Source organism: Brevibacterium senegalense, assembly GCF_000285835.1.
GTDB classification, from domain to species: domain Bacteria; phylum Actinomycetota; class Actinomycetes; order Actinomycetales; family Brevibacteriaceae; genus Brevibacterium; species Brevibacterium senegalense.
Window position 1 is genome coordinate 113,062 of the sequence record NZ_HE978601.1, and the last position, 18,392, is coordinate 131,453.

The following is an 18,392-nucleotide window of genomic DNA, read 5'->3' on the forward strand; positions in this document are numbered from 1 at the left end:
AGAGTTCCTAGTGTGACAGCCATGAACACCATCGAGCCCTTCACACTCCACATCGACGACACCGACCTCGAGGATCTGCGTGAGCGCCTGCACTGGACCCGCTGGCCCGACGAACGCCGCGACGCGGGATGGACCGACGGTCTGCCGCTGTCCTACATCCGGGAGCTCGCGGACCATTGGCGCGATGACTTCGACTGGCGGCGCCAGGAGGCCCGCATCAACGCCGTCCCGCAGTTCACCACCGCCGTCGACGACCACGACCTCCACTTCTTCCACGTCCGTTCCCCGCGCCCCGCCGCCGCGCCGCTGCTGCTCATCCACGGGTGGCCCAGCGGTCCCACGGACTTCCTCGCGATGATCCCGCTGCTGACGGAGCCGCAGGACGGAGGACAGCCGTTCGACCTCGTCATCCCCACCATCCCCGGATTCGGGGTCTCCGGTCCCGTCGAGGGGTGGACCCTCGTCCGCGCCGCTGACGCGTTCGCCCAGGTGATGGACCGATTGGGCTACGACCGGTTCCTGGTGCACGGGTACGACACCGGGGCGGGGATCGCGCGGGAGCTGGGACTGCGGCACCCCGACCGCGTCGCCGGAGTCCACACGACCGGGACGCTGGGCGGCGAGGAGCTCACGGAGGAGACCGCGGACATGTCCGACCCCGACGAAGCGCAGGCGGTCGCCGCCGGCATGCGCTATGCCTACGACGTGGGCGCGTACGCGATGCTGCAGGCGACCCGCCCCCAGTCACTCGCCTACGCACTGACCGATTCCCCCACCGGCCTCCTGTCGTGGCTGGTCGAGAGGTTCCGCGACTGGTCGGGCGTCGACGGCGCTCCGGAGGAGGCACTCGACCGCGACGAGATGCTGACGGTCGTGAGCATCTACTGGTTCTTCCGCACAGCCGGCTCCTCCGCCCGCTACTACAAGTACGGATTCCCTGACTGGGACCAGCCGCTGGAGGTCTCGCACACCCCCACGGCCATCCTCGCCATGCCGGACGACATCGGCCGCCCGGTCCGCCGCCTGGTCGAGGCCACCGATGACGTCGTCCACTGGACGGCCGCCCCGCGCGGTGGGCACTTCGCCGCCTGGGAGCAGCCGCAGCTGGTGGCGGACGACATCCGCACCTCGATCGGCTCCCTGCTCTGATCTGTGAGCGGGCACCCCTCCCCCGATGGGTCGAGGTGCCCGCTCCGCCCGCTCACCGCCGCGCGGCTACCGCTCGACCCGGTACCGGTGGAAGGCGGGCACCAGGGCGCACGCGACGAGGACGCCCCCGATGACCAGGAGGCCGCCGCCTCCCGTGGCCCAGGCCGCGCCCACACCCGAGGCCGCCCAGCCGTGGAGGATGTCGGCCAGGCGCGGGCCGCCCGCGACCACGACGATGAAGACGCCCTGCAGGCGTCCCCGCACGTCGTCCGTCGCCGCCTCCTGCAGCATCGTGCTGCGGAACGCCGCGGACGCCATGTCCGCGGCACCGCCCACCACCAGCATCCCCAGGCCCACGATCAGCAGGACCAGCAGGGCACCGCCCAGGGCGAGGCCTCCGTCGGCGCCGGACGTCGCGGAGCCGGCCGCGGCCTCGGCGGCGGGCCGGGCACGCCCGGCGAGCCCCACGGCCAGGCCCAGGACGGCCACGGCGGCGCCCCACACGATGATCGCATGGACGACGGCCAGCCCCTGGCGCTCGACGCGGGAGACCCAACCGCTGAAGACGCCGCCCAGGACGGTGCCCACCGGCATCGCCGCGAACAGCAGCGCGTACACGATCCCGCCGTCCACGGGCCCACCGAAGCTCTCGTGGGCGATCTCCGGGAACAGGATCCGCGGCATGCCGAACACCATCGCGATGATGTCGACGACGAAGCTCATGAGCAGCACGTGGTGGAGCCGCAGATAGCGGAAGCCGTCCAGGACGCTGCGCAGGCCGGGGCTGGCGATCGCGTTCTCCGGCACCAGCGACGGCAGGCGCACGACCGCGTAGAGGGTCGCGAAGAGGAAGACGCTGTCGATGAGGTAGAGCCACGCGAAGCCCACGAGCGGGATGAGCGCGCCGCCCATCAGCGGCCCCACGATCGCTCCGGCCATGACGACCGTCATGTTGAGGCTCGTGGCGCTGGGCAGCAGGTGCATGGGCACGATCCGGGGCAGGATCGCGGTGCGGACCGGCTGGTTGACGGCGAAGAACGACTGCTGGAGGGCGAAGATCGCCAGCAGCAGCCAGACGCTGTCCAGCGCCAGTGCGGCCTGCACCCAGAAGAGCACCGCCGTGCCGATGAGACCGGCCGTCGTGATGAGCAGCAGGGTGCGCCGGTCCATGGCATCCGCCAGCGCCCCTCCCCACAGACCGAACACGACGAGCGGGACCAGGCCGAAGATTCCGGTGAGGCCCACCATCGCGGACGACTCGGTGATCGAGTAGATCTGCGCGGGCACCGCGACGACGGTGAGCTGCGCGCCGATCGAGGTGATGATGTTCGCCTGCCACAGTCGGCGGAAATGCGGATGCGTGAGCGGACGGGTGTCCGCGAAGAGGGCGCGCAGACGGGCGCGGCGGGGAGGGCGAGGGGTCACAGGTGTCGATTGTGTCAGAGGAGGACGAGCAGGACGCCACCGGTGATGAGGGCGACGCCCAGTGCGCTCGCCCACGTGAAGGGCTCCTGGAACAGGAGGCGGCCCAGGATCGCGGTGAGGACGACACCCAAGGCGGACCACACCCCATAGGCGATGCCCAGCGGCATCCCGGCGGCCAGCACGAGGGCGAGCAGCCCGAACGCGCCCGCGTAGAGGACGGCGACCGCCGCGTACCACCAGCGGGAGCCCACGGCCCCCATCCGCAGCGACAGGGTGCCGCTCACCTCCAGCACGATCGCGCCGGACAGCAGGAGCGCGGCCGTCACAGCTCCACCGTGTCCCGGGCCCGGCGGGTGTGGGAGCTGCCCAGCTCCACGAGGAGGACGCCCGCGGCGATGAGCACGATGCCCATACCCATGAGCAGGGTGAAGGGCTCACCGAACAGCACGGCGGAGCCGATCGCGGTGAGCGCGACGCCCGCCGCCGCCCACGTCCCGTACGCGACGCCCAGGGGCACCCCCAGGCGCAGGACACCGCTGAGCAGGACGAAGGCACCGGCGTAGGCGATGCCGGTGATCGTGTAGAGACGCGGATCGTCGAGGGCCGCCTTCATGGAGATCGACCCCGTCACCTCTGCGAGGACCGCCGCCAGCAGCAGGAGCCATCCGCGCAGACGCGGGTTCATCGGCCGACTCCGCGCACGGCGGGGACCGACGAGGAGGGCATGCGGCGAATCTATCAGCGCGTTCCCGGCGGTCGCGTCCCCGTTCGGAGCGTCTCACGCCACACCCGCGAGACGTGGCTCACCTCCGGACATGGAACAATCGGCGGCATGGTTGAGCACGACACGGAGACGTCGACGCCCCTCTCCGATGCAGCCCGCAGGCTGGCCGGACTCCGTCCCCGCAGGCGCACGGACACGGACGCACAGTCGCCGTACTGGCACTTCACGCGCGAGCAGTGGTCCCGCCTGGCCGACTCGACCCCGCTGCCCCTGACCGCGTCGGATGTCGCCCGGCTGCGCGGCCTGGGCGAGCGCATCGACATCGAGGAGGTGGAGACCATCTACCTCCCGCTGTCCCGCCTGCTCAACCTGTACTCCGCCGCCCGCGGGCAGAAGCACGAAGTCACCCGGGAGTTCCTCTCCCCCCTGGCGGACGAGGGATTCGAACCCGCGTCCAAGCGCACGCCCTTCGTCATCGGCGTGGCCGGGTCCGTCGCGGTGGGCAAGTCGACGACCGCACGCCTGCTGCGCGAGATGCTGGCGCGCTGGTCGGACACCCCCCGCGTCGAGTTGCTCACGACCGACGGCTTCCTGTTCCCCAACGCAGAGCTGGCCCGCCGCGGCCTCAGCGGCCGCAAGGGCTTCCCGGAATCCTACGACCGGCGCAGCCTGCTGCGCTTCCTGGCCGCCGTGAAGTCCGGGGCACCGGAGGTCCGCGCCCCCGTCTACTCGCACCACACGTACGACATCGTCCCCGGCGCCAGCATCACCGTCCGCCGCCCGGACATCCTCATCGTCGAGGGCCTCAACGTCCTCCAGCCGCCCCGCCCGCGCGCGGACGGGAAGGTGGGCGTCTCCGTGAGCGACTACTTCGACTTCTCCATCTACGTGGATGCGAGTGCGACCGATGTCCGGTCCTGGTACATCCGCCGCTTCCTCCGGCTCAAGCACGGAGCGTTCCAGGACCCCGACTCGTTCTTCCACCGGTACTCGGAGCTGACGGACGCGGAGGCCCGCGTGCTGGCCTCGGAGATCTGGGACTCGATCAACTCCCCCAATCTCCACGAGAACGTCATGCCGTCGCGGGGACGGGCGGACCTGCTGCTGCGCAAGGCCTCCGACCACTCCGTCGCACGGATCCAGCTGCGCAAGCTCTGATTCCGCACTCTCTGATTCCGCGCGTCTGAGCGGGTCCCCCGCGTCTGCCCACTGCGAGTACGCTTCGAACGAACGTGCGTGGGAATGCGCGAGGCCGTCCGCGGGTTGAGATGTGGTGGTCGACGCGCGCGCGACGCGGCGCTCCCACCCCTCTCACATTCCTCGTCGCCTCACCCGCGGGAGCCCCATGAGCACGATCAGTCCCCACATGATGATGCGCCGTCAGGTGCGCAGCCACCGCGACGGCGGTTCGACGAACGATGTGACTGTCGATCGCCCCACCCTCCGCCGCATCCTGGGCTTCGCCGCACGGCAGAAGCACCTGCTCATCGGCTTCATCCTCCTGTCGGTCCTCACGAGCGTCGCCGGCGTCATCACCCCGGTCCTGTCCGGCAGCGTCGTCAACGCGATCACCGCCGGCGGTCCCGTCTCCACGATCATGTGGCTGGCCGCCGCGATCGCCGGCCTGGCCATCGCCGAGGCCGTCATCTCGATCGCCAGCCGCTGGCTGTCCTCCCGCGTGGGTGAGGGCCTCATCTTCGACCTGCGCACCGCCGTGTACGACCACGTCCAGACGATGCCCATCGCTTTCTTCAACCGCACGCGCACCGGCGCGCTGGTGTCCCGTCTCAACACGGACGTGATCGGGGCGCAGCGCGCCTTCTCCAACACGCTCTCCGGCGTCGTGGCGAACGCGGTGTCGCTCGCCCTGACCGTGGGCGTCATGGTGACGATCTCGTGGCAGGTCACGCTCCTGTCGATCCTGCTGCTGCCGATCTTCCTCATCCCCGCCCGCCTGCTGGGCGGGAGGCTCGCCGCGCTCCAGTTCGAGGCGGCGGACCACAACGCGGCGATGTCGACGCGGATGACGGAGCGGTTCTCCGCCGGCGGCGCGACCCTCATCCGCCTGTTCGGGAATCCCGCGCACGAGTCGGAGGAGTTCTCCGTGCGCGCCGGTCGCGTCCGCGACATCGGCGTGCGGGTCGCGATGCTGCAGGCCACCTTCGTCACCGCACTCACCCTCGTGAGCGCCCTGGCGCTGGCACTCGTCTACGGCCTGGGCGGCTGGCAGGCCGTCGTGGGCACCCTGGACGCCGGCCAGGTCGTCACCCTCGCGATGCTGCTCACGCGCCTCTACGGTCCGCTCACGATGCTGGCGAACGCCCGCATGGACGTCATGAGCGCGGTCGTGAGCTTCATGCGCGTCTTCGAGGTCCTCGATCTGCTGCCCGCGATCCGCGAACCGGAGGCACCCGTGTCGCTGCCGGAGGGCCCGCTGTCCGTCCGACTGCGCGACGTCGCCTTCTCCTACCCCACCGCGTCCGAGGTCTCGCTCGCCTCCCTCGAGGAGGTCACCACCCTGGACGCCCGGGAGGACGGCGAGGTCCTCCACGACATCGACCTCCTCGTGCCGGCCGGTCGGACCGTCGCCCTCGTGGGGTCGTCCGGTGCCGGCAAGTCGACGATCGCCTCCCTGGTGCCGCGCCTCTACGACGTGACGCAGGGCGCCGTGGAGCTGGGCGGCGTCGACGTGCGCGACCTGTCGTTCCCGGACCTGCAGCGCGCGGTGGGCATGGTGACGCAGGACGGCCACCTGTTCCACGACTCGATCCGCGACAACCTGCTCATCGCGAAGCCGGACGCCACGGACGACGAGCTGCACGATGCGATCCGCCGGGCGCGGCTGTCCGACGTGCTCGACCGCCTGCCGGACGGGCTGGACACGGTCATCGGCGAGCGCGGCTACCGGCTGTCCGGCGGTGAGCGTCAGCGCCTCACGATCGCGCGGCTCCTGCTGGCCGCTCCGCCCGTCGTCATCCTGGACGAGGCGACGAGCGCACTGGACTCGACGAACGAGGCGGCGATCCAGCAGGCCCTGGACGAGGCGATGGAGGGCCGCACCGCGCTCGTCATCGCCCACCGCCTGTCCACGATCGAGGCGGCGGACGAGATCCTGGTCGTGGAGCGCGGCCGCATCGTGGAGCGCGGCACCCATGCGGGTCTGCTGGCCCGCGACGGGCGGTACGCGCAGTTCCACCGCACGCAGTTCCGGCACGACGACTGAACCACCGGGAACGACTGAGGGGTCCGCGCATGCGGACCCCTCAGTCGTCTCTCGACGTGCGGCTCAGAGCGCCAGGCGCTCCTGCACGGAGTCGGCCAGACGCTGGGCCTGCGCCTGCGCCTCGTCCTCCGTGGCCGCCTCGACCATGACGCGGATGACCGGCTCGGTGCCGGAGGCTCGCAGCAGGACCCGACCCGTCTCGCCCAGCTCCGCCTCGACCGAGGCGATGTCCTGCTGGAGACTCTCGTCGCTGCCCACGCGCGCCTTGTCGACGCCCTTCACGTTGATGAGCACCTGCGGCAGCTTGGGCACCTCCGCGGCGAGGTCCGCCAGTGTCCGGCCGGTGCGCGCCATCCGGTGCATGAGGTGCAGCGCCGTCTGGACGCCGTCGCCCGTCGTCCCGTGCTCCAGGAGGAGCACGTGACCGGACTGCTCGCCGCCCAGCGAGTACGACCCCTTGAGCATGCGCTCCAGGACGTAGCGGTCGCCCACCGCGGTCTCCTCGATGCGGATGCCCTGCTTCTCCATCGCCAGGCGCAGTCCCAGGTTCGACATGACGGTCACGACGAGGGTGTCGTCCGCCAGCGTCCCCTCCTCCTTCATGCCCAGCGCCAGGACGCCCATGACCTGGTCGCCGTCGACCTCACGGCCCAGGGAGTCCACGGCCAGGCAGCGATCCGCGTCCCCGTCGAAGGCCACGCCCAGATCCGCCTGGTGCTGGACCACGGCCTCGCGCAGGTTGTCGATGTGGGTGGAGCCCACCCCGTCGTTGATGTTGTAGCCGTCCGGCTCCGCGGCGATGACGACGACCTCTGCACCGGCCTGCCGCAGGGCTGCGGGGCCCACGACCGAGGCCGCACCGTGCGCGCAGTCGACGACGACCGTCAGCCCGGACAGGGGGCGGACCGTGCCGGGCTCGCCCAGTCCGCGCACCAGGTGCTCCGTGAACTCATCCGCTGCGGCGGGGTACCGGCTGATCCGTCCCACGTCCGCGCCCGTGGGGCGCTCCCACTCCTCGTCCAGCAGCGCGAGGATCTCATCCTCCTGCGCATCCGTGAGCTTCGTGCCGCCCGGACCGAAGAACTTGATGCCGTTGTCCGGCATCGGATTGTGCGAGGCGGAGATGACGACGCCGAACGCCGCGCCCGTCGCCTTCACCGCGTACGCGATCCCCGGGGTGGGCAGGACGCCCACGTCGTCGACGTCGACACCGGTCGAGGCGATGCCCGCAGACATCGACGCCGCCAGGAACTCGCCGCTCACCCGCGTGTCGCGACCCACGATCGCGACCGGGCGCTTCCCCGCGGCGGCGTCCTCCGGGCGCGCCAGCACCCTGCTGCCGGCGACGGCCAGCTGCAGTGCCAGTCGCGCGGTGACGTCGCGGTTCGCCAGTCCTCTGACGCCGTCGGTGCCGAAGAGTCGTGACATGTGTGAGGGATCCTTCCGGGATGTTGTGGACCCTGGTCCACGGTGGGGTGCAGGGGTGCGTGCGATGTCCCGCGTCCGCAGTGCAGGGCGCGCGACGCGGCACGCACCGGCGGTTGCGGCCGATTCGTGCCGCGGGAGGGTCAGCCTGCCGTGGGCGGGGCTTCGTTCAGGTCAGGATAGTGGACAGGGCCGGAACCGGGCCCGTCCGGGAACACGCCGGCACCCGCCGCACACGGCCGAAGGGCCCCCGACCGCATGGGTCGAGGGCCCTCCGGGGATCTCCAGCACCTGCGAACCCGCAGGTGGGATAATCAGCGCTTGGAGAACTGCGGCGCCTTGCGCGCCTTCTTCAGTCCAGCCTTCTTCCGCTCCGGGACGCGAGCGTCACGGGTCAGGTAGCCGGCCTTCTTGAGCTCCGCGCGGTTGTTGTCGCGGTCGATCTCGTTGAGCGCGCGGGCGATGCCCAGGCGCACAGCGCCGGCCTGGCCGGACGGCCCGCCGCCCTTGATGCGGATGATCACATCGAAGCGACCCTCCAGATCGAGAAGGCGGAACGGCTCGTTCACGCTCTGCTGGTGCAGCTTGTTGGGGAAGTAGGTCTCCAGGTCGCGGCCGTTGATGGTCCACTCGCCGGAGCCCGGCACCAGGCGGACGCGCGCGATGGCCTGCTTGCGGCGGCCCACGGCGGCTCCGGGTGCGGTGATCGACTGGCCGCGGCCACCGGCCACGGCCTCGCCCAGGCCTGCATCAGCCGGGGTCTCGGTGCTGTACTCGGTCAGTTCGACCTCGTCCACGGTGTTCTCTGTCACGATTCTCCTCGGTGAAAGCTGTTCGACCCGCGCGCTTACTGCGCGACCTGGGTGATCTCGTACGGCTGGGGGTTCTGGGCGGAGTGCGGGTGCTCGGAGCCTGCGTAGACCTTGAGCTTGCGCATCTGCGCCCGACCGAGGCGGTTCTTGGGGATCATGCCCGCGATGGCCTTCTCCACCGCACGCTCGGGGCGCGTGGCGAGGAGTTCCGCGTAGTTGACGCTCTTGAGGCCACCCGGGTAGTTCGAGTGACGGTAGGCGCGCTTCTGCTCCAGCTTGGCGCCGGTCAGCGCGACCTTGTCCGCGTTGACGATGATGACGAAGTCACCGGTGTCGACGTGGGGAGCGAAAGTCGTCTTGTGCTTGCCGCGGAGCAGACGAGCCGTCTGCGACGCGAGGCGGCCCAGAACGACATCAGTGGCGTCGATGACGTGCCACTGGCGCTGGACGTCGCCGGGCTTCGGGGTGTACGTACGCAATGCTGCCTTCTTACATTCGTCAGTGATCGGTGGACCCGTGCACACCCGCAGCCCCCGGGTCGTGAGTCCAGGTTCGCGGACGGGTCTGTCCTGTGCGCGCTACGCTTCCGACACGGGAACCCACCTGAAACCTGCAACGCGACTAGAGGTCTGAGCGAGGAACGTGTGCTGACGTACGCAACGACGTTCAAATCTACCGCATGGCGCGCGTTCGCCGCAAACACGGTTCAGCGCTCCCCCACACTCCGCCGGTAGGCTGGCACGATGCTCGCCCTGCGCCTCCTCGCCGCGATCGCCTGCACCCTGGGACTCCTGGTCCCCGGTGCGGTCGCCCGGGCGACCCCGTTGCCGGCCGCGGCCGGCCAGACGGCGCAGCAGACCTCTCAGCAGGCGGAACAGCGGCAGGCCGCCCAGGCCGTGGACCCCCGGGACTCGCCGGCGGACGCCGTCGTCGTCATCGGCGCCGCGGGACTCACACTGTCCGACCTGTCCCCCGACCGCACACCCCACCTGTGGGACGCGTTCGCCCGGGGAGCGGCGGCGAACATGAGCGTGCGGACCCTCACACCCGCCACGTGCGCGGCCGCCGGCTGGCTGAGCCTGGGTGCCGGCGCCCGCATGCACAGCGTCGACCTGACCCCGGACTGGTTCAGTCCCCTCCTGGCGGACACCTCGTGCCCCCGCATGGTCGACCCGGTCCCGGAGGCGTCCGCGGACGACGCCGAGGCCGCGGCCGGCTCCGCGGACGCGCCCGGCACCGCGGGCACCCCGCTGGAGTCCGGACCGGCCGTGCTGCCGGACTTCGAGCGTGTGGGCCTCGTGAACGAGGGCGCGGGCTACAGCGCGGTGCCCGGCGCCTTCACACGACCGGCGGAGACGTCCGACGAGGCGGGTGGGGCGGACGGACAGGAAACCGCGGACGGGGCTGGCACCGACGACGAGTGGTGCACCGCCGCCTACGGCCGCGGAGCGGCCTATGCGGCCGCGGACGCGGAGGGCCGCATCGCGAACTGGGCTCCGGCGACCGCGCTGACGGGCACGGGCGACGATGCGCACAGCGCGACGATCGGCACGTGCGACCTCACCCTCATCGACGCGGGCACCGCGGCGGACCAGACGTGGGAGCCCAACGCGTGGCACGCGTGGAACGACGAAGCGCTGGGCCGCACCCGGACCGGCCAGATCGCGGCCCTGGACGACCGGGTGGGTCACATCCTCGAGCAGGTCCCCGCTTCCAGCGACATCATCATCGCGGGTGTGGGCGATGCGGACTACCCCTCACGCCTGCGCGCGCTCATCGCGCTGGGCCCCTCCTACGAGCCCGGCGACCTGCGGGGCTCCTCGACCCGGCAGCCCGGCCTCGTGCAGCTGACGGACGTGCTGCCGGCCGCGCTGGGCGCGGTGGGGCTGCAGACGGAGGGCACCTCGCCCGCCGCGTTCGAGGTCGATCCCGCGGACCGGGAGGACGCCGCGGATGCGGAGGAGGCCGCGCAGACGCGCATGGACCGGCTGGTCGCGGACTCCCGCAAGGCCGGCACCGTGCACACGCACGCGCAGACCTTCAGCGTCTTCCTGGACGTCCTCCACTACGTGCTCACGATCGTCCTCGCGATCGTCCTGCTGGTGCCCGTCGTCCGCAGGCTGCGGTCGCGGGCACCGCGTGCGGCGACCCGACTGCGGCGGATCGGCGCGTGGGTCGCCTTCGTGATCGGGCTCGTCCCCATGGGCGGCTTCCTGGCCGGACTGCTGCCGTGGGGCCGGGTGCCGGACCCCGCGTGGGGCCTGGCGGGCGCCGTCGTCGCGGGCACCGCCATGCTCGTGGTCGTGGGCGTCGCGGGACCGTGGCGCCGGACGTGGCCCGGACGCGTGGCCGCCGTGTCCCTCGTGACCGCGATCGTCCTGGTCGTCGACGTCGCCATCGGATCCCGGCTGCAGTTCAACGCGCTCATGGGGTACAACCCGATCGTCGCCGGCCGCTTCTACGGCCTGGGCAACCAGGGCGCCGCCCTGTTCCTCGTGGCCGCCCTGCTGGGGCTGGGCATCGTCGCGGCCCAGTTGCAGGACGCCGGCCGATCGGTGAGTGCACGCGTCCTCGTGGGTCTCTTCGGCCTCGGGTCCGTGTTCGTGCTGGGCAACCCGGCGTGGGGCGCCAAGTTCGGCGGGACCGTCGCGGCGCTCGTGGGCTTCACCGTGCTCCTGCTGGCGCTCTTCCGGATCCGGGTGAGCCTCGTGCGCCTCGTCCTCATCGGCGGGTGCGCGCTGGCCGTCATCGTGGGCGTGTCCGGCCTGGACTACCTGCGGCCGCCGGCCCAGCGATCGCACTTCGGCAACTTCTTCGCGCAGGCACTGGACGGGCAGCTCATCGACGTGATCGCCCGCAAGCTCGAGGCGAACCTGCGGATCATGGTCATCAATCCGGCCCTGGCGATCGTCGTCCCGCTGTCCGCCTTCACGATCCTCTTCAGCCTGGCCTACCTGCGGCGGTACGCCGCGACCGCCCGACTGGTCCGCCCGTGGGCCGGCACCCTGCCCCGGGCGCTGGCGCACCCCACCGTGCACGCGGGCTTCCTCTCCGCCGTCATCGCGCTGGGCGTGGGACTCGTCATCACGGACTCGGGCATCGCGGTGCCGGCCAGCGGCGCGATGATGCTGGTGCCGCTGCTGCTGGTCCTGTGCACGGATGAGACCCCGGACGAGCGCGAGGCCGCCCCGGAATCCCGCGAGGTCGCCCGCTCATGACCCGCTCCCTCACCTGGCTGTGCACAGCGCTCCTGGCCGTCCTCGTGCTCGTGTCGTCCGTCGCCGGGATCACCGGACCCGCCGCTGCCGGCACCGCGCAGCCCAGCCCCTCCTCCCCCGCGCCGGTCCAGGACGAGGCGGAGGCGCAGCCGGTCGTCTTCCTGGGCTTCGCGGGCCTCACCTTCGAGGACATCGATCCGGACCGCACGCCCCACCTGTGGCGACTGGTCGACTCCGGTGCGGTCGGGTCGCTGACTCCTCGATCGGTCCGGTCCACCAGCTGTGCGGCGGACGGGTGGTTGGCGCTCAGCTCCGGCCGACGCGCGGCGGACGAGCCGCGACCCACCTGCCGGGTCCTCCACGAGCCCGTGGGCGGCTGGGTGCCGGACTGGGACGTGTACCTGGGTCAGGCCGGCGAGGACAACTACACTCCTGCGGTCGGAGCGCTGCGCGATGCCGCGGACCAGGCCGGCGTCCGGGTCACCGGGATCGGACCCGGCGCCGCGATCGGTGCGGCGAGGCCCGAGGGACGCGCCGACGATTGGCTGCCCCTCGAATCCCGCGGGGAGTTGGGCGACCAGGTCGCGGCGGTCTCGAGCGCCGCGGACATCGTGCTGGTCGACCTGGGCAGCGTCTACGCGCCCGGCCGGTCCGTCGCGGACATCGACGAGGCCGTGGGCGAGGTCCTGGCCGCCCTCGACGAGATGCCCGAAGAGGAGGCTCCCACCCTCGTCGCCGCGTCGATCGCGGATGCGCGCACGGACGACTCCCGGATGCAGTTCGCCGCCGTCCGCGGGCCGGTGAGCGGGACGACGGGCCAGGGTGCCGCCGCGGGCGGTTCGGGATCCGCGCAGCTGCTCACGTCCTCCTCGACCCGGCAACCGGGCCTGCTGCAGGTCACGGACCTCGCTCCCACACTGCTGACGACGGCGGGTGTCACCGGGGCCGGTGGCTTCGCCGGGTCGACCCTGCGCTTCGAGACCGGACCCACCGATGCCGCGGGCAAGGTGCGGCTGATGCTCGACCGGCAGACCGCGGTGCTGACCCAGGAGTCGGTCTCCGCGTGGTTCTACGCGGTCTGGGGCATCCTCCTCATCGGACTGCTGGTGGTCTGCACGATCGTCGCGCGCCGGCGCGGGATCCGTCGGATCGCGACCGCCATGACGACCGGCGGACTGTTCGCCGCCGCCGTCCCCGTCTCGACCTTCCTCGTGAATGTGCTGCCGTGGGAGCGGTCGCCGTCCGCGGACGTCGCGATGCTGGGCGGCGTCGCCGGCTGGGCGCTGCTGCTCACCGCACTGGCGCTGCGCGGGCCGTGGCGCAGACGGCCGGCCGGAGCTCTGGGGTTCATCGCCGTCACGACCGTCGCGGTCCTGGCGGTCGACGTGGCGACGGGGTCGTCGCTGCAGATGTCGACGCTGCTGGGCGAGCCGCTGCTCATCGCTTCGCGGTTCTACGGCATCGGCAACTCCGCACTGGCCCTCTACTGCACGGCGCTGCTCGTGGGGCTGGGCGTCATCAGCTCATGGATGCGCCGTCCGTGGGCGATCACGACCCTGACGGTCGTGGCCGTCGCGGCCTCGTGCGTCCTGCTGGCCACGCCCGGGCTGGGGACGAAGTTCGGATCCGTGCCGACGCTCGTCCTGGGCACCGCGGTGTTCGCGCTGGCCGCCAGCGGCGTGCGGCTGTCGTGGCAGCGACTGCTCCTGTTCGGCGGAGGCGCGGCCGCTCTCATGCTCCTGGTGCTCTTCCTCGACTGGCTGCGCCCGGCGGACCAGCGCACCCACTTCGGCAACTTCTTCGACTCGATCCTCAGCGGCGAGGCCGGCGCGGTCCTGCTGCGGAAGATCGGGATGAACATCGACATCCTCACCCAGAGCTGGATGACGCTGCTGCTGCCGATCGCGGTCGCTCTGGTCCTCTGGGCGGCGATCTCGCCCGCCCGCTTCCGCATCCCCCTGCTGGCGGACTGGTACGCGGAGATGCCGCTGCTGCGGACTTCGATCATCTCCCTGACCGTGCTCCTGGCGGTGGGGACGATCATCAACGACTCCGGCATCGTCGTCCCCGCCGTGGGCATCCTCTTCCTGGTGCCCGCGCTCGCACACCTCGTAGGCGAACGAGCGCGCACCCGGCCCGCGGACTGAGGGGGCGGACACCGCCCGGTGACAACGCGAGGGGCTCGGACGGATCCGTGATCCGTCCGAGCCCCTCTTCCGCTCAGGCGTCAGTGCTCACACTCTGTTCCCCGAGCGCGTCGCCGGGACCTCAGAGGCCCTTGCCACGGCGGCGCGTCGCGGCCAGCGCCGCTCCGCCCGCTGCGACGAGTGCCGCTGCGAGGCCCAGGATGCCGCCCATCTCCGCACCCGTGCGCGGCAGGTCGCCGCCGTTGTCGCCATCGTCCGCGTTGTCGTCGTCACGACCGTCGTCGTCGCCACCGCGGCCGTCATCATCGCCCCCGTTGCCACCGTCGTCATCGCCGCTGCCGTCATCGTCACGACCGTCGTCGCCGCCGTTGCCGTCATCGTCGCCGTTGCCGTCATCGTCCTGACCGGCGGTCACGGTGACGTCCAGCTCGAGCGAGTTCTCGAGCGGCATCGGGTTGTCGTCCCACCACTGGGCGTCGGAACCGGCCACGAGAGTCGCCGTCACGGTGTACTCGCCCGGCTCCACATCGTCACCCGCGGTGATCGTGAAGGGCGCCTCGGTGGAACCCTCCGCGATGGACTCGAGGACCGCCGTCTCGGTCGTCGCCGCGGTCGCCGCGAAGGCGTCCTCCACGTCGCCGACCTCAGCGGTGAAGCCCTCGGGCAGCTCCAGGCCGAACTCGATGGGACCGTCGATCTGACGCGTCGCCTCCGCGGTGAACGTGAGGTCCGCGGACGAGCCCTGGCCGACCTCGACCGAGTCACCTCCCTCGTAGCCCAGCTGAGCGGTCAGGTCGCCGGTACGCAGGACGTCGAGGGCCAGATCCGCCTGGCGCTCCTTCTTGTCCGGGGCGACCGAATCGCGGGACGCGAAGTACGCCTCCCAGATCTCGAAGTCCGTGATGCCGGACTGCTCGAACTCGCCGTTGGCGAAGGACGCGAAGTTGTCGCCGCCGGCGGCCAGGAAGCTGAGGGTCGCGACGCGGTACTCCGCGGCAGGATCGATCTCTTCGCCGTCGACCGTCACGGACACGACGCGCTCACCGCGGGCCGCCTCCGAGTCGTAGACGACGTCCAGCTCATCGGAGATGCCCAGGTGCAGGAACGCGCGGGAGGCGCCCTCCGGCTGCCACTGCTCCTCGAACAGGCCGATGACGTCCGCGCCGGTCATCGTGACGACACCGTGGTCGTTCGCGAAGGGCAGGACCGCATTGAGCTCCGCGACCGTCACCTCGCCGGGCGCCTCGTCCGCGAAGATGTCGTCGACCTTGAGGTCGGTGCGCAGGCCGCCGGGGTTGGTGATGCCGAAGTCGGCCTCCTCCAGCTGCGACATGCCCACGCCCTCCTGGAGAGCGTCCGCGACGAGGTTGCCCAGCGTCGACTCGGCACCTCGGTCCTCCGCGCCCTCCTCATTGAACGCACGGGTGATGTCCTCGTCGATGGTGCCGACGACCTCGGAGCCGATCTCGTTGGCGACGGCCTCCGCGTCCGCGACGATCCCGTCGACCTCCGCCACGACCGGCGAGTCGAAGGACTTGTCGTCGGTGCTGATGAGCTCCTGCGAGTCGACCGTCCAGTCGCCCTCGCCCTCGCTGGTGAACGTCACCTGGCCGACCGTGTCGCCGTAGTTGCCGGACTGGATGACCGGGCGGGTGCGGCCGTCCTCGCCGGGGACAGGAGCCTCGAAGTTGGCCTGCAGGTGCGAGTGGCCGAAGAACATCGCATCGATGGATGCGTGCGAACCGGTCACGACGGAGTTGAACTCCTGGTTGGACTGGAGCGCGGAGTCCAGGTCAGAGGTCGTGGCCGGGCCCAGGTGTGCGGAGAGCACGGTCATGTCCGGCTTCTCCGCCTCCGGCAGCGCCTCGATCGCCTCAGCCGCGTCGTTGATCGCGGAGACGGGATCGCCGAACTCGACGTCCGCGATGCCGTCCGGGCTCACGAGCGAGGCGGTGTCCTGGGTGACGGCGCCGATGACCGCGATGCGCACGTCGCCCTGCTCGACGATCGAGTACGGCTCGACGCCGTCCGCGACCTCCGTCGTGCCCTTCTTGTAGACGTTCGCCGCCACGTGGGGGAAGTCCGCCTCACTGCCGACACGATCGCGCAGGTCCTCGTAGCCCCGGTCGAACTCGTGGTTGCCGGTCGCCGCGACGTCGAGTCCCATCGCGTTGAGGACGTCGAGGGTGGGCGTGTCCTGCTGGGAGGACGACACGTAGGTGGAGGCGCCGATGACGTCGCCGGTGGAGAGGAACGCGGTCTCGCCGTCGAAACCGGCACGCTCCTCCTCGACGACCGAGGCGACCTGGTGGGCGGTCTCGGAGATGCGCCCGTGGAAGTCGGTGATGTTGAGCAGCTGCACCTGCGTGCCCGCCGGTGCCTCGCCGAAGGCGGGCAGCGCGGCCAGCGGCAGCACCATCCCGGTGGCCGCCACGCCGGCCAGTGCGCCGCGCAGAACGGTCTTCTTCATGGTTGTCCTCACTGCAGAAAGTGTGCGTTGCATCTGAGATTCTTGAGAATCGACTAGACGACAAAGACGCTACGGCATGAACGCAGCATGAATTCGCTGCGGAGCTGGACTTCTCAGATCGTGGGACGGGCGGAGCCGCCCAGTTCCTCGACGCGGCGGCGGTTCCGCGCGGTCGCCGCCTGCTGCGCCCAGGCGCGCTCCCCCTCCGGGTAGCCCACCTCTTCGAGCACGAGGCCGTGAGCGGGCATGAGGTGCAGCGGCGGCAGCTCCTCGCGGATCGCGCCCTGTCCGGCCCGGGCCAGCAGCACCGCCGGTTCCGTCACGGACCAGGCGCCCGACCCCACGCGGACCAGTCCCCCCACCAGCGCACGGACCATGTGGTGACAGAAGGCGTCCGCGCGCAGGTCGAACCGGATGACGCCGTCGCCTTCGCGCTCCACTTGCAGATCCAGCAGCGTGCGGATCGTCGTGGACTCCGGGCGGGGTTTGCAGAACGGCAGGAAGTCGTGGAGTCCCACGACCTCCTGTGCGGACCGTTGCATCGCGCCGACGTCGAGCGTGCCGCGCAGGGACGGGGTCTGCCGCACCGTCAGCGGATCGCGCAGCGCGTCCGCATCCGCGAGCCGGTAGGAGTAGCGGCGCCACACGGCGGCGAACCGTGCGTCGAAGGCCCGCGGCACCTGCTGTGCAGCATGGATGACGATGTCCGGAGCGCCGCGGTGTCCCAGCACCCCGCGCAGGCGGCTGACCAGACCGTCAGCCGGCTCGCGCGTGCGCGCACCGCGCCCGGCCAGACGCGGCAGCAGGTCCACCGGCAGATCGCAGTGGACGACCTGCCGGCGTGCGTGCACACCCGCATCCGTCCGACCGGCGACGACCGTGCGCACCGGCGTTGCGCAGATGAGCGCGAGACCCTCCTCGAGGACCCCCTGCACGGTCCGCAGCTCCGGCTGGACGGCCCAGCCGTGGAAGTCCGTCCCGTCGTAACCCAGGTCGATGCGGAAACGGACGGTGGACGGCGGAGCGGAGCCGGCGGTGTCCGTCACAGGTCCTCCGCGACGCGACCGGGCCGATACTCCTCGGCGTCCGGGAAGGGTGTGCCGTCGACCGGGGCGGGGACGACGGTCGAGGGTTCGTAGTCGATGAGCGGCAGGGGCCGGTAGGTGCCCCGCAGCGGCAGGGACAGGGGGCCTCGGCGACGGCGCATGTAGGAGCGGACGCTCGCATTGTGGTGGCGGACCGCCGCGCTGATGTGGGTTTCGTGACCCTCGAGCTGGGCGTAGAGGTCCGAGGCCCACGATCCGCCGCGACCGGCGAGGCCGTCCGACCCGTCCGTCACCGTCGGCCCGTCCGACGCCCCGGAACCCGCCTCGTGCAGTGCGACGGCGACGGCGCGGGTGGCGTCCGTGACCGCGCGCTCGGCGGCACCGGCCTCCACGCGACCACCGGCGGCGGCACCGGAGGCGACGGCGGCCTCGAGCGCGGTGACGGCCGGATGCGAGGCCCCCAGCGTGCGGGCGACCTCGCTGAGGAAGACGGACATGACACCCCTCCGGGTGGACCGGGCGGCGTCGAACTGCCGGCGGGCCTCCTCGCACAGCGAACGGCCCAGTGAGAGCTGGTTGAAGCGGATGACGACGAACGGCACCGCGCAGACGAGGAGGACGATCGCGACCACGACGACGAGCACGCCCCACACCATGCCGGCTGCACCCTTCCGCGTCGGTTCCGCATCCGGACCGCTCCCCGACGGTCCTCACGGGCAGGATACACACGTTCATGAGCGGTTCAGCGCGCGT

14 protein-coding genes are annotated in these 18,392 nt (G+C 71.4%); 5 read left to right on the forward strand and 9 right to left on the reverse strand.

All coding sequences use genetic code 11. The annotated features are described in order from the left end of the window. Window positions 1-21 precede the first annotated feature (21 nt). Window positions 22-1,149, forward strand: coding sequence for an epoxide hydrolase family protein (locus HGBR_RS03655; RefSeq protein ID WP_019157971.1), 1,128 nt, complete (start codon window positions 22-24; stop codon window positions 1,147-1,149). A gap of 66 nt (window positions 1,150-1,215) precedes the next feature. Here the strand turns inward: HGBR_RS03655 and HGBR_RS03660 are convergent, their stop codons facing one another. The 3 genes from HGBR_RS03660 to HGBR_RS03670 are packed head-to-tail and all read right to left on the reverse strand — an operon-like array spanning window position 1,216 to window position 3,259. After that, complete coding sequence (locus HGBR_RS03660; protein WP_019157972.1) at window positions 1,216-2,574, reverse strand: MFS transporter; 1,359 nt, start codon at window positions 2,572-2,574, stop codon at window positions 1,216-1,218. A gap of 14 nt (window positions 2,575-2,588) precedes the next feature. After that, a complete protein-coding gene (locus tag HGBR_RS03665) occupies window positions 2,589-2,900 on the reverse strand; it encodes a DMT family transporter (RefSeq protein ID WP_019157973.1) in 312 nt (103 codons plus the stop codon). Further along, the gene (locus HGBR_RS03670; RefSeq protein ID WP_019157974.1) at window positions 2,897-3,259 is read right to left on the reverse strand and encodes a DMT family transporter; all 363 of its coding nucleotides are present in this window, start codon (window positions 3,257-3,259) and stop codon (window positions 2,897-2,899) included. The genes HGBR_RS03665 and HGBR_RS03670 overlap by 4 nt, the downstream gene beginning before the upstream one ends. A 147-nt stretch (window positions 3,260-3,406) precedes the next feature. On the opposite strand from HGBR_RS03670, the gene coaA reads away from it, so the two are divergent. Both coaA and HGBR_RS03680 read left to right on the forward strand, forming a co-directional pair. Further along, window positions 3,407-4,456 carry a type I pantothenate kinase gene (coaA, locus tag HGBR_RS03675; RefSeq protein ID WP_019157975.1) on the forward strand — a complete coding sequence of 350 codons (1,050 nt, stop codon included), beginning with the start codon at window positions 3,407-3,409 and terminating at the stop codon, window positions 4,454-4,456. Between the two features lie 187 nt (window positions 4,457-4,643). Further along, window positions 4,644-6,521: an ABC transporter ATP-binding protein gene (locus HGBR_RS03680; protein ID WP_019157976.1), complete on the forward strand. Its 1,878-nt coding sequence runs from the start codon at window positions 4,644-4,646 to the stop codon at window positions 6,519-6,521. A gap of 63 nt (window positions 6,522-6,584) precedes the next feature. Here the strand turns inward: HGBR_RS03680 and glmM are convergent, their stop codons facing one another. The 3 genes from glmM to rplM form a co-directional block, all read right to left on the reverse strand. Then, window positions 6,585-7,949 carry a phosphoglucosamine mutase gene (glmM, locus tag HGBR_RS03685; protein ID WP_019157977.1) on the reverse strand — a complete coding sequence of 455 codons (1,365 nt, stop codon included), beginning with the start codon at window positions 7,947-7,949 and terminating at the stop codon, window positions 6,585-6,587. Between the two features lie 311 nt (window positions 7,950-8,260). Then, complete coding sequence (gene rpsI, locus HGBR_RS03690) at window positions 8,261-8,758, reverse strand: 30S ribosomal protein S9 (RefSeq protein WP_019157978.1); 498 nt, start codon at window positions 8,756-8,758, stop codon at window positions 8,261-8,263. A 35-nt stretch (window positions 8,759-8,793) separates the two neighbouring features. Continuing rightward, entirely contained in the window at window positions 8,794-9,237 is a 444-nt protein-coding gene (gene rplM / locus HGBR_RS03695; RefSeq protein WP_019157979.1) for a 50S ribosomal protein L13, read from the reverse strand. Window positions 9,238-9,501: 264 nt separating this feature from the next. Here rplM and HGBR_RS16285 point away from each other — a divergent pair, with 264 nt between their 5' ends. Together HGBR_RS16285 and HGBR_RS16290 are read left to right on the forward strand one after the other, a co-directional pair. Then, complete coding sequence (locus HGBR_RS16285) at window positions 9,502-11,976, forward strand: hypothetical protein (RefSeq protein ID WP_019157980.1); 2,475 nt, start codon at window positions 9,502-9,504, stop codon at window positions 11,974-11,976. Then, complete coding sequence (locus HGBR_RS16290; protein WP_019157981.1) at window positions 11,973-14,123, forward strand: hypothetical protein; 2,151 nt, start codon at window positions 11,973-11,975, stop codon at window positions 14,121-14,123. Before HGBR_RS16285 ends, HGBR_RS16290 begins: the two co-directional genes overlap by 4 nt. A gap of 121 nt (window positions 14,124-14,244) precedes the next feature. On the opposite strand, the gene HGBR_RS03710 is transcribed toward HGBR_RS16290, so the two are convergent. From HGBR_RS03710 to HGBR_RS20685, 3 genes are all read right to left on the reverse strand, one after another. Beyond that, window positions 14,245-16,593 (reverse strand): bifunctional metallophosphatase/5'-nucleotidase, encoded by a 2,349-nt coding sequence (locus HGBR_RS03710; protein WP_019157982.1) that lies wholly within the window; start codon window positions 16,591-16,593, stop codon window positions 14,245-14,247. A 113-nt stretch (window positions 16,594-16,706) separates the two neighbouring features. Beyond that, entirely contained in the window at window positions 16,707-17,639 is a 933-nt protein-coding gene (gene truA / locus HGBR_RS20680) for a tRNA pseudouridine(38-40) synthase TruA (RefSeq protein WP_019157983.1), read from the reverse strand. Beyond that, window positions 17,636-18,295, reverse strand: a complete 660-nt coding sequence (locus HGBR_RS20685; RefSeq protein ID WP_019157984.1) for a hypothetical protein — start codon at window positions 18,293-18,295, stop codon at window positions 17,636-17,638. The genes truA and HGBR_RS20685 overlap by 4 nt, the downstream gene beginning before the upstream one ends. Between the last annotated feature and the right edge of the window lie 97 nt (window positions 18,296-18,392).

Bases quoted from the DNA above. Each gene is read 5' to 3' on its own strand.
- HGBR_RS03655 (WP_019157971.1), top strand. From the start codon at position 22: ATGAACACCATCGAGCCCTTCACACTCCACATCGACGACACCGACCTC.
- HGBR_RS03670 (WP_019157974.1), bottom strand. From the start codon at position 3,259: ATGAACCCGCGTCTGCGCGGATGGCTCCTGCTGCTGGCGGCGGTCCTC.
- coaA (WP_019157975.1), top strand. From the start codon at position 3,407: ATGGTTGAGCACGACACGGAGACGTCGACGCCCCTCTCCGATGCAGCC.
- HGBR_RS03680 (WP_019157976.1), top strand. From the start codon at position 4,644: ATGAGCACGATCAGTCCCCACATGATGATGCGCCGTCAGGTGCGCAGC.
- glmM (WP_019157977.1), bottom strand. From the start codon at position 7,949: ATGTCACGACTCTTCGGCACCGACGGCGTCAGAGGACTGGCGAACCGC.
- HGBR_RS16285 (WP_019157980.1), top strand. From the start codon at position 9,502: ATGCTCGCCCTGCGCCTCCTCGCCGCGATCGCCTGCACCCTGGGACTC.
- HGBR_RS16290 (WP_019157981.1), top strand. From the start codon at position 11,973: ATGACCCGCTCCCTCACCTGGCTGTGCACAGCGCTCCTGGCCGTCCTC.
- HGBR_RS03710 (WP_019157982.1), bottom strand. From the start codon at position 16,593: ATGAAGAAGACCGTTCTGCGCGGCGCACTGGCCGGCGTGGCGGCCACC.
- HGBR_RS20685 (WP_019157984.1), bottom strand. From the start codon at position 18,295: ATGGTGTGGGGCGTGCTCGTCGTCGTGGTCGCGATCGTCCTCCTCGTC.